Annotated in this window: 5 protein-coding genes; all 5 read left to right on the plus strand. The window is 67.8% G+C overall.

Annotated features, from left to right (window positions below):
• A complete protein-coding gene (locus tag B7K23_RS05930; RefSeq protein WP_084125437.1) occupies positions 1-1,344 on the plus strand; it encodes a protocatechuate 4,5-dioxygenase subunit alpha/beta in 1,344 nt (447 codons plus the stop codon).
• Positions 1,341-2,297, plus strand: coding sequence for a Gfo/Idh/MocA family oxidoreductase (locus tag B7K23_RS05935; protein ID WP_084125438.1), 957 nt, complete (start codon positions 1,341-1,343; stop codon positions 2,295-2,297). Before B7K23_RS05930 ends, B7K23_RS05935 begins: the two co-directional genes overlap by 4 nt.
• Before the next feature lie 110 nt (positions 2,298-2,407).
• Complete coding sequence (locus tag B7K23_RS05940) at positions 2,408-3,382, plus strand: aldo/keto reductase (RefSeq protein WP_375730883.1); 975 nt, start codon at positions 2,408-2,410, stop codon at positions 3,380-3,382.
• A gap of 324 nt (positions 3,383-3,706) precedes the next feature.
• Positions 3,707-10,969: a hypothetical protein gene (locus B7K23_RS05945; protein ID WP_143338115.1), complete on the plus strand. Its 7,263-nt coding sequence runs from the start codon at positions 3,707-3,709 to the stop codon at positions 10,967-10,969.
• 114 nt (positions 10,970-11,083) lie between these two features.
• Entirely contained in the window at positions 11,084-12,136 is a 1,053-nt protein-coding gene (locus B7K23_RS05950) for a tocopherol cyclase family protein (RefSeq protein ID WP_143338116.1), read from the plus strand.
• Positions 12,137-12,184 lie beyond the last annotated feature (48 nt).

Below are 12,184 nucleotides of genomic sequence, written 5' to 3' on the forward strand. Positions count from 1 at the left end.
ATGTCTCTCGACAAGCCGTACAAGGACATCCCCGGCACGATCATCTTCGACGCGGAGCAGGCTCGGAAGGGCTTCCACCTCAACCAGTTCTCGATGTCGCTCATGAAGCCGGAGAACCGCGAGCGCTACCTCGCCGACCGCGAGGCCTACCTCGACGAATGGCCGCTGACTCCCGCAGCCCGGCAGGCGGTCCTGGACCTGGACCTCAACGCGATGATGGCCGAGGGCGGAAACATCTACTTCCTCGCGAAGATCGGCGCGACCCACGGCCTCAGCTTCCAGCAGATGGCGGGCTCGATGACCGGCATGAGCGAGGCCGCGTACCGCGACATGATGGTCGGCGGCGGGCGCCGGCCCGAGGGCGCGCGCCTCAAGGACCTCGACGGTTGGACCCCGCCGTCGAATGAGAAGGCGACCGTGATGCGGGTCAACCCGCCCGCGCGCTACACGTCGGCTCTGTTCACGTCGCACGTGCCGGCGATCGGTGCCGCGATGGACCTTGGCAAGACCGAGGAGCCCTACTGGAAGAAGGTGTTCGCGGGCTACGAGTGGACTCACAAGTGGGTCGAGGAGAACACCCCTGACGTGATCATCCTGGTCTACAACGACCACGCCACGGCCTTCGACGCCACGATCGTCCCGACGTTCGTGCTCGGCACGGGCTCGCACTACCCGGTCGCCGACGAGGGCTACGGCCCGCGTCCCGTGCCCGACGTCTACGGTCACCCCGAGCTCGCCGCGCACATCGCGCAGTCGGTGATCCAGGACGACTTCGACCTCACGCTCGTGAACGAGATGGTCGTCGACCACGGGCTGACCGTGCCGCTGTCACTCGTCTTCGGCGACGTCGAGGAGTGGCCGTGCAAGATCATCCCGCTGCCCGTCAACGTCGTGCAGTACCCGGTCCCCTCGGGACGACGCTGCTACGAGCTCGGCAAGGCGATCCGCCGCGCGCTCGACAAGTGGGACGGCGAGCCGCTCAACGTGCAGATCTGGGGCACCGGCGGCATGAGCCACCAGCTCCAGGGACCCCGCGCGGGTCTCATCAACGAGGAGTGGGACAACGCGTTCCTCGACCACCTCATCGCCGACCCGCTGGGCCTCACCGAGTGGCCCCACATGGAGTACGTGGACGAGGCCGGATCCGAGGGGATCGAGCTCGTCGACTGGCTGATCGCCCGCGGTGCGATGGATGATCAGTTCGAGGGAGGTGACCCGAGCGTCGACCACCGCTTCTATCACGTGCCCGCGTCGAACACCGCGGTCGGACACCTGGTGCTGAGCAACCCGGTCGGCCCGACGGCGTCCCCCGCGGCCGAGGTTCAGGAGGAAGTGCACGCATGACATCAGGCAAGACCCGCGTCGCGGTCGTCGGCGCCGCAGGCGCGTTCGGCATGAAGCACCTCGACGGGCTGATGAACATCCCCGAGGCGGCGGTGACCGTCGTGAGCGGCACCAGGCCGGAGCCGACGCAGGCGGTCGCGGACAAGTACGGCGTCCCGAACGTGGTCCTGTCCTACGAGGAGGTCCTCGAGCGCGACGATGTGGACGCCGTGATCCTCGCGACGCCCACCGGACTGCACGCGGCTCAGACCCAGGCGGCGCTCGCGGCCGGCAAGCACGTGCAGGTCGAGATCCCGCTCGCGGACTCGCTCGCCGACGCCGAGGCCACGCTCGCCGCGGCCGAGGCCTCGGATCGCGTCGCGATGGTCGGCCACACACGGCGCTTCAACCCGTCGCACCAGTGGGTCCACGACAAGGTCGCCGCCGGTGAGTTCGGGATCCAGCAGATGGACGTGCAGACGTACTTCTTCCGCCGGACGAACACGAACGCCAAGGGCGAGCCGCGCTCGTGGACGGACCACCTGCTGTGGCACCACGCCGCGCACACGGTGGACCTGTTCGCGTACCAGGCCGGAAAGATCGTGCAGGCGAATGCCATCCAGGGGCCGATCCATCCCGACCTCGGCATCGCGATGGACATGTCGATCCAGCTGAAGGCGGAGTCGGGGGCGATCTGCACGCTGTCGCTGTCGTTCAACAACGACGGGCCCTTCGGCACGTTCTTCCGCTACATCGGGGACACGGGCACGTACATCGCGCGCTACGACGACCTGGTGAACGGCAAGGAGGAGCCGATCGACGTGTCGCACGTCGCGGTCAGCATGAACGGCATCGAGCTCCAGGACCGCGAGTTCCTCGCCGCGATCCGCGAGGGTCGCGAGCCGAACTCCTCGCTGCGCCAGGTGATCGACTGCTACCGCGTGCTCGGCCAGCTGGAGGAGCAGCTGGCGTGACGGTCGGGGGAGCAGCGGACGCGGCGGCTTCGGGGAGTCCGGTGGGTTCGGACGCGCCGGCCACGGACGATGCGGGGGCGGCGCCCGGTTTCAAGGAGACGGCGCCCGGGCTGACCCTGCCTCGGGTCGGGCTGGGGTGCATGTCGCTCAGCCATGCGTACGGCGTCGCGCCGCCGCCCGAGGAGGGCGAGATCATGCTGCGCGCCGCTCTCGACGCGGGCGTGACGTTCCTCGACACCGCGACCCTCTACGGCGGCGGGCGCAACGAGGAGCTCGTCGGCCGCGCCATCCAGGGCCGGCGCGACGAGGTCGTGCTCGCGAGCAAGTGCGGCATGGCGATGGTCGACGGCGTGCGGACCATCGACGGGCGGCCCGAGACCCTGCACGTCCAGGTCGACGCATCCCTGACCCGCCTCGGCGTCGACCACATCGACCTCTACTACCTGCACCGCTGGGACAGGCAGGTGCCGGTCGCCGAGAGCGTCGGCGCGCTCGCCGAGGCCGTGGCTGCAGGCAAGATCGGCGCGATCGGGCTGTCCGAGGTGGGCGTCGCGCGCCTCAAGGAGGCGCTCGCGCAGGCGCCGATCGCCGCCGTCCAGAACGAGTACTCGCTGTGGAGCCGCAACCCTGAGCTCGGGATGCTCGAGGCGACCCGCGAGGCGGGCGTCGCCCTCGTCGCCTTCTCGCCGGTGGCCCGCGGCTTCCTCGCAGACGCGATCGCGGATCCCGACGCGCTCGCCCCCAAGGACATCCGCCGGCCCATGCCGCGCTTCCAGCCCGAGCACTGGCCGGCCAACGCGGCGCTGTTGCCGGCCTGGCGCACGCTCGCTGCCGAGGCCGGGTGCACGCCCGCGCAGCTCGCGCTCGCCTGGGTGCTCTCGCGCGGCCCGCACGTCACCGCGATCCCCGGCACCACGAGCATCGTCCATGTGCGGGAGAACCTCGAGGCCGAGCAGCTGGTCGTCGACCCGGCCCTGCTCGAGAGGGCCGGCGAGCTCATCGACACCGCGACGGTGTCGGGCCCGCGGTACCCCGCGCAGCAGTCCGCGGAGGTCGATGCGGAGGCCTTCGAGTCGGTCGCGTGAGCCGCGCCGCCTGATCCCGCCGGTCCCGCCGCCTGACCCCTGTCGGCCCCACCGGCTGAGAGCGCTCACATATACACCAGGCAAGATGAATTGTCTGGGACTTTCGTGCTGAACGCCCGGCGTGTCGCATCACGAACCTGCGTCGGATGTGGCGAATCTCACATCGGAGGGGTACCGTCCGAAGTGGGACGTGCACACAAAGACGTGTGAACGGAGTGCACTGCTGAGGGAGTGGTGATCATGACCGCATGGGGTTTTCCGACCGTGTTCTCGTCTGGAGCTGAGGGGCCCCGGCGCGGCCTTCGAGGTCGCAAGCATGGCGCTTTGAAGCGGCGCCGACCAGGCGCCGCCGCGCTCACCGTCACTGCTTTGGTCGCGGCGATGGGCACCGTCGCGGTCGCGACGCCGGCCGTGGCGGCGGCTGTGGCGCTGGACCCAGTGACAGGCTTCGAGATCGACGGCAACACGGTGCTCAACAGCGGCAAGGGTGACTGGGATGCCTTCTACGGCGCGGGGACCACGCCTGGCGGTCTCCCCACCACCGGCATCTATGCGTCGTCGACCACGCCTTCGACTGGGGACGGAAGTGAACTCTGTCGGATCGATCCGGGGTTCGACAACACGGACGACATCGCCAAGCCTGGCTCAAGCCTCCACGACGGGCCCAACTGGCCGGTCGTCTACAGCAAGGTGAACGGCAAGACCGACCTGCGCAGCATGTCCATTGCCGCGGAGAAGGTCGACGTCGGCGGTGGCGAGATTGACGACATCATCTACGTGAGCTACGAGCGTTGCGACGCGCTCGACGACAACGAACTGAGCAGCGGTTCGATGATCTCGACGCTCTACATCGACAACGGCGACGGCGTGAAGCCGAGTGACAACGCCCCCAACGCAGGCGCGGGAGACCTGCTGTTGGCGTTCTACTTCAACCCTTCGGATCAGAACGGTGCGACGGCCGAGGTCCTCGAGTACAACGGATCGGCGTGGATCAACCAGGGCAGCATCTCGACAGGTGCCGTCAGCATGTGGGCGGGGCAGACGTTCAGTGAGGCTGCGGTGAACCTCACCCAGGTCCGCAAGGACCTCGAGGGGAATGACTACGATCCCGGGGTCTGCGGCACCTACAGCGTCGGTGGCACGTCCGCGACGGTGCCGGGCTACAGCCTTAGCTCGACCATCAAGGACATCGTGTATGCGCCGCCGATCACGATCAGCGACTGTGGAACGCTCGACGTCACGAAGACGGCCAATGTCGATGACGACACGACCAGCTTCGATTACAAGATCAAGCGGCTCTCGGGAAAGAACGTCGTCGCGGGCGAGGACAGGGTCTACGGCGACCTCATGATCGACGAGACGGACACCTACCCGACGACAGGCACTTTGCCGTACCTCGCGTCCGGAACGGACTACGTCGTCAAGGAACTGACGGAGAACCTCGACCCAGGCTGGTCCCTGGACTCGATCGTATGCACGTACAACAACATCTTCGCGCCAGGCCACCCCTTGGTCGAGGTGACGCTGTACCCGGTCGATGGTGAGTTGAAGGCGACGAGGTCTTCCGAAGGTTCGAAGACGGATGCGTCCTTCCTCGTGGCACCTGGGGCGAACGCATCCTGCGTCATCCACAACGTCTTCACCGGCGTGACCGTGAACAAGGTCGCCGACGGCGACGAGGACGCGGAGTTCGTCTTCAAGTACTCCGTCAACGGTGGCCAGTGGAAGTACAAGACCATCAAGGGCGGCGAGTCCTTCTCGATCTCGGTCGACGCCGGCGACAAGCTCGTCGTCAAGGAGAAGGAGCTGCCGACGGACGGCCTGTCGTGGACGCTCACCGACCTCTCGTGCACCGGACCGCAGGGCGGCTCGGTCGGCACGGTCGGTGACGACGGCAGCATCACGATCGACAAGATCGCCACCGGCGCGACCGAGTGCACGTTCTGGAACGAGCAGGCGGGCAAGCTCATCGTCAAGAAGGCGACCGAGGGCGGCACCGGCACATTCACGTTCGGCGGCACGATCGCGCAGTACTACGAGGACCCGTCGATCACGACGACCGCAGACGACGGCACGCCCTCGGGAGGCTCGCTCAAGCACGAGGTGAAGGCCGCCGAGAGCGGCTTCTCGGTCACCGAGGAGCCCGCGGAGGGCTGGAGCGGCGACATCACCTGCACGAGCGACATGGGCGAAGGCGAGATCGATCCCGCCGACTTCGGCATCGCCGCGGGCGAGACCGTGACCTGCCTCGCGTACAACGTGAAGCTCGGCCGGGTCTCGCTCACCAAGACCGTGGAGGGCATCGACGATGACCTCGACTGGGAGTTCGGCTTCACCCTCTTGCCCGAGGCCACCGGTGGCGGCACGCAGACGGTCTCCGGCACGGGTGACACCGTGGATGCGGGTCCGCTCACCTGGACCGACCTGGTGCCCGGCGAGACGTATGTGCTCACCGAGGTCGACGGCACCGATACGGACGTCGACGACTTCGACGTCGCGTGGAAGTGCTACGACACCTCGGGCCAGGAGCCCGCGGAGCTGCAGGACGCCAACGGCGACGAGGCGGGCTTCGGCATCGAGGTCACGCCCGGCATGGTCGTCGAGTGCGACGTGACGAACACGGCGAAGGCGTCGAGCGTCCAGGTCACGAAGACGGTCGAGGACATCGCCGACGGCCTCGAGTGGTCGTTCACGTTCTCGATCACTCCGGGCGCGACAGGGGAGAACCCCCAGTACGCGACGGGCACGGGTCCGGGCACCGACGTGGTGTCGTGGGATGACCTGATCCCCGGTGAGACCTACACGATCGCCGAGGGGACCTACTCGGAGTACAAGCAGACCTTCGAATGCACGGGTCTCGAGAAGGAGCAGATCGTCGAGAGCGGCAACACGTACATCACGTTCGTCGCCGGCTTCGACCAGGAGATCACGTGCGACGCGACCAACACCGCGAAGACCACGGACATCTCCGTGACCAAGACGGTCGAGGGCGTCGCCGACGACTACGTGTGGAGCTTCGACTTCACGCTCGATCCTCCGGGCGGCGAGGAAGGCACCAAGACGGCCACCAACGCCGTCGAGGACGGCGAGACCGTGTCGTGGACCGGCCTGCTGCCGGGCCAGGAGTACACGATCGTCGAGGAGGTGGACGGCGACTACGACCAGGAGTTCGCCTGCTACTACGTCGACGGCCAGGAGCCCGTGCTCGTCGAGGACATCAACCTCGACAAGGATGGCGTGCAGTTCGTGGCCGGCTTCGGCGAGACGATCGAGTGCGACGCGACCAACACCGCCAAGCCCTCGTCGCTCGAGGTGACGAAGAACGTCTTCGGCGTCGGCGACACCGAGGAGTGGGGCTTCGACTTCACCCTCACGCCCGACGGCGGAGCCGCCGTGACCAAGGAGGCGACCGGCACCGGCGCCCCCGAGTCCGACACGGTGGAGTTCGACCTGATCCCCGGCGAGACCTACACGATCGCCGAGGAGATCGACGGCCGCTTCGACCAGGAGTTCTCGTGCACCGGCATCCCGGCCGAAGACGTGATCGAGAGCGGTGACACGTGGGTCACCTTCGTCGCGGGCTTCGACCAGTCGATCGAGTGCACGGCGGACAACACCGCCAAGCAGACCGACGTGTCGGTCTACAAGAAGGTCGAGGGCGTCGCCGACGGCTTCGACTGGTCGTTCAACTTCGCCCTCTTCGAGGGCCCGAGCCTGATCGCGGGACCGACGTCGATCTCCGGCGCGGGCAGCACGACCGAGGGTCCGATCGACTGGGAGGACCTCAAGCCCGGCAACACCTACACGATCGTCGAAGAGGTGGCCGACGGCTACACGACCGACCTGGTCTGCATGTACGTGGGCTCCGATGACGAGTTCGTGGACTCCAACCCGCTCACGAACGCGGTCACCTTCGTGGCCGGCTACGACCAGGAGATCGAGTGCACCGCGACCAACACCGCCAAGACGACCACGGTCGAGCTGACCAAGCAGGTCGAGGGCGTCGCCGACGGCTTCCCGTGGTCGTTCGGCTTCATTCTCTCGCCCGCCACGGCTGACGGCGGCCTCCAGACCGCCGAGGGAACCGGCGCGACGACGGATGAGCTGACGTGGACCGGGCTGATCCCGGGCCAGCAGTACATGATCTCCGAGGTCGCGAACGACGACTACGAGCAGACGCTCAAGTGCAATGTGGTCGACATCGACCAGCTCACCCCGCAGGACGCGAGGTCGCTCGTGCCGACGGGCCCGATGGTGACGTTCGTCGCCGGGCTCGACCAGACCATCGAGTGCACCGCGGTGAACACCGCCAAGCCCTCGAAGGTCACGCTGACCAAGACCGTGTCCGGCGTGGATGACGACTTCGAGTGGTCGTTCACCTTCGGGCTCGACCCCGCGGCCAACCCCGCGGGCGACCAGACCGCGTCGGGCATGGGCAACACGTCCGCCGACCCGATCGTGTGGACCGACCTGATCCCGGGTGAGACCTACACGATCAGCGAGGACGAGTTCGACGGCTACGACTCGCTCGTCAGCTGCGAGGGCGTGCTCGAGGAGGGCGACGACGATCCGCTGTCGGTAACCTTCGTGGCCGGCGTCAACGAGGAGATCGTCTGCAAGGCGGAGAACGCCGCCGACGCCTCCGAGCTCACGCTCACCAAGTCGGTCGACGGCGTCGCCGACGGCTTCGAGTGGGAGTTCGACTTCGAGCTCACGGTCCCGCCGTCGGAGGACGGCGTGGAGCGCACCATCTCGGGCTCGGGCAGCACGACGTCCGACCCGGTGACGTGGGAGGGCCTGATCCCGGGCACGACCTACACGGTCAGCGAGATCCCCGAGGACGGCTACACGACGGAGCTGACCTGCACGCTCGACGATGAGCCCGTGGTCGATCAGGACCAGGTGCTCGACGGTTCGGTGACCTTCACCGCGGGCGTCGACCAGACCATCGTCTGCGAGGCCGTCAACACGGCGATTCCGTCCGAGGTGTCGCTCACGAAGACGGTCGAGGGTGTGGCTGACGGATTCGAGTGGGAGTTCGGCTTCTCGCTCTACTCCGAGGACTACAACAGCGGCTTCGAGACGATCTCCGGCTCGGGCAGCACGACCGAGGGTCCGATCGTGTGGACGGACCTCACGCCTGGCGAGACTTACACCGTGGTCGAGCTCGAGCAGGACGGCTACACGACGGAGCTGACCTGCATGGTCGGCGACGAGCCGGTGACCGATCTCGACGAGACCCTGGACCACATGGTCACCTTCGAGGCGGGCCTCGCCCAGGAGATCGTCTGCGAGGCGGTCAACACCGCGACGCCGACGGACCTCACGCTGACGAAGACGGTCGAGGGTGTGGCCGATGGCTTCGAGTGGTCGTTCGACTTCGCGATCGATCCTGACGACGAGGAGGTCGGCACTCAGACGATCGACGGCATGGGCAGCACCACGTCCGACCCGATCGAGTGGATGAACCTGGTTCCCGGCGCCGAGTACACGGTGTCGGAGGCCCCGGTCGACGGCTACACGACGGAGCTGACCTGCATGGTCGGCGACGAGCCGCTGACCGACCTCGACGAGACCCTGGACAACATGGTCACCTTCGAGGCCGGCCTGGCCGAGGAGATCGTCTGCTCGGCGGTCAACACCGCGACTCCGACCGAGGTCACGCTGACCAAGTCGGTCGAGGGTGTGGCCGACGGCTTCGCGTGGGAGTTCGAGTTCCTTCTCGTCGAGGACCCGATGGACACCGGCGTGCAGACCGCATCCGGCTCCGGCTCGGGTGAGGCGACGTCCGACCCGATCGAGTGGGAGGGCCTCGTCCCCGGCGAGACCTACTCGATCCTCGAGCAGGAGGTCGAGGGCTACGCGTCGGACATCACCTGCATGGTGGGTGACGACGAGGTGGTCGACCTCGACCAGGACGGCAACGTCTTCACGTTCGTCGCCGGGCTCGCTGAGGAGATCGTCTGCTCGGCGGTGAACACCGCGGTCCCGGCCGAGGTCTCCCTGACCAAGACGGTCGAGGGTGTGGCCGATGGCTTCGAGTGGTCGTTCGACTTCGCGATCGATCCGGACGACGAGGAGGTCGGCACTCAGACGATCGACGGGATGGGTTCCACCACCTCCGACCCGATCACCTGGGAGAGCCTGGTTCCCGGCGCTGAGTACACGGTGTCGGAGACCCCGGTCGACGGCTACACGACGGAGCTGACCTGCATGGTCGGTGACGAGCCGCTGGTCGACATGGACGAGACCCTGGACAACTCGTTCACGTTCATGGCGGGCCTGGCCGAGGAGATCGTCTGCGAGGCGGTCAACGTGGCCGCGCCGTCCAACGTGACCCTCACCAAGACCGTGGAGGGAGTGGCCGACGGCCTTGAGTGGTCGTTCGACTTCACCCTGGACGGCGTCGAGGAGGAGCCGGAGCCCGAGCCCGAGGAGTCGACCAGCGAGCCGGCCGTGGCCGCAGCCTTCGAGCTGCTGGTGGTCGAGCCGGTGCCCGTGGCGACGGTCGGTGACACGCAGACCGTGTCCGGCATGGGCAGCGGCGACGCCGACCCGATCTCGTGGATGGGGTTGATCCCCGGCGAGACCTACACGGTCAGCGAGACCCCGGTCGACGGCTACGACACGGAGCTGATGTGCTGGATCACCGACGAGGTGGGCGTGCTACAGGTGCCCGATCTCGACGACGACCCCGCCTCGGTGACGTTCGTCGCCGGCCTGGCCCAGGACATCACGTGCTCGGCGACCAACACCGCCGCCGCATCGTCCCTGAGCCTTGAGAAGACCGTGCTGCTCGTGGCGGCCGACGTGGAGTGGTCGTTCGACTTCACGCTCGACCCCGACGACAACGAGGTCGGCACGCAGACCGTGTCCGGCACCGGTCCTGGCACCGCGGACGCGATCTACTGGACCGACCTGGTTCCCGGTGAGACCTACGTGGTCGCCGAGACGCCGGTCAACGGGTACAACACCGCGATGGTCTGCGAGATCGTCGGCGACGAGGAGAACACCGCGATCGAGGACATGGACGACGTGGCCACCACGTTCACGTTCGTGGCCGGATTCGACCAGGACATCGCCTGCCGCGTGGCCAACGTGCTGCAGCAGGACACCGGTGTCGAGGGCGAGGAGACCGCGACGCTCAAGGTCACCAAGACGGTGGAGGGAGTGGATGACGACACAGACTGGTCGTTCGACTTCACGCTTGACCCCGACCCCGAGGACCTCGGCGCCAGGACGGCGTCCGGCACCGGCAGCACCTCGGCCGACACGCTCACGTGGAGGGCGCTGGTTCCTGGCACCACCTACACGCTGACCGAGGAGGAGGTCGACGGCTACGTCACCGACATGGTCTGCACGGGTGCGGACGATGAGGACGACGTGGACAACACGTTCACCTTCACCGCGGAGGACGGCGTGACCGTCGAGTGCGAGGTCACCAACAAGGCCCAGCAGGGTGGACAGCTCTCCGGCGGAGACCTGGCCTCGACGGGTGCCGACCCGTGGTGGGCGCTCGGGCTGCTCGCCCTGCTCACCGGTGGCGGCGCGACGTTGCTGCTGATCCGCAGGAGGTACGTCCACTGATCTGAGAGCCGTCCCTGACGGACGCGGCGATCGCGGTCCCCACCCCCCCAGGGGAGCCGCGGTCGCCGCGTCGTATGTCCGGGGTTGTCCGAAGTGCCTGGGTTACCCTGGAACATGCGCGTAGTCCCCGCAATGGCGCAGGCGTCCCGCTCGGTGACGCGCGCCGCTCGCACGCTCGCAGCGACCCGCCACCCGGCCGGCTATCACGGCCACTATCAAGGCGACTTCGCCTACTTCGAGGGCTGGTACGTCAAGCTCATCTCGGCCGATCTGAGCCGTCGCCTCGCCCTCATCCCCGGGATCTTCCGCGGAGGGACGTCGGAGGCCGACGAGGCCTTCGTGCAGGTGCTCGACGGCGTGACGGGCGAGTCGTGGTTCGAGTCCTTCCCTGTGGTCGACTTCGTGGCCGACCCGCGCGCGTTCGACGTCTCCGTCGGGGCGAGCCGCTTCTCCTCTCGCGGCATCCACGTCGGCCTCCGGGGCCCGGCGCTGGACGGAGACGTGACCTTCGGGCCGCTGGACCCCTGGCCGGTCACGTGGAGGTCGCCCGGCGTGATGGGCCCCTACGGCTGGGTGCCGGTGATGGAGTGCTATCACGGGCTCGTCTCGTTCGGCCACGACCTCGACGGCATCCTCACGCTCGGCGACCGCGAGCTCGACTTCACGGGCGGGCGCGGCTACCTGGAGAAGGACTGGGGGAGGTCCTTCCCGTCCGCATACGTGTGGATGCAGTCGAACCACTTCGCGGGCACCGAGGCGTGCGTGTCGGCCTCGATCGCGACCATCCCATGGGGGAGGTCCTCGTTCCGCGGATTCATCGTCGGCCTGCGGATCCCGGGCTCCGACGGCGGCGAGCTGCACCGCTTCGCGACCTACACGGGGGCCTCCACGGAGGTCCTCGACGTGGACGATGCGGAGGTCAGGTGGACGATGCGCGCCAGGTCGGGGGCGCGGCTGCGCCTCAGGGCCGAGCGGCACCGAGGGGGGCTGCTGCACGCGCCCGCGCGCGTGAAGATGCATCGCCGCGTCGAGGAGACCCTCGACGCGCGCATCCATGTCGAGCTCGACAGCCCCGACGGTCGGCGGCTGTTCGAGGGCACGGGCGAGGCCGCGGGGCTCGAGGTCCACGGCGACCACGACGGTCTGGTCGCGCTCAACGATCGGTAGCCCACGGGGCGGTTCCTTCGTGCTTCGGCGGCCTTGCGGCTAGATACT

It is taken from the genome of Demequina sp. NBRC 110054 (assembly GCF_002090115.1).
Taxonomy (GTDB): domain Bacteria; phylum Actinomycetota; class Actinomycetes; order Actinomycetales; family Demequinaceae; genus Demequina.

Excerpts from the sequence above, each read along its gene's own strand:
- B7K23_RS05935 (WP_084125438.1), top strand. The coding sequence starts at position 1,341 with ATGACATCAGGCAAGACCCGCGTCGCGGTCGTCGGCGCCGCAGGCGCG.
- B7K23_RS05950 (WP_143338116.1), top strand. The coding sequence starts at position 11,084 with ATGCGCGTAGTCCCCGCAATGGCGCAGGCGTCCCGCTCGGTGACGCGC.
- B7K23_RS05930 (WP_084125437.1), top strand. The coding sequence starts at position 1 with ATGTCTCTCGACAAGCCGTACAAGGACATCCCCGGCACGATCATCTTC.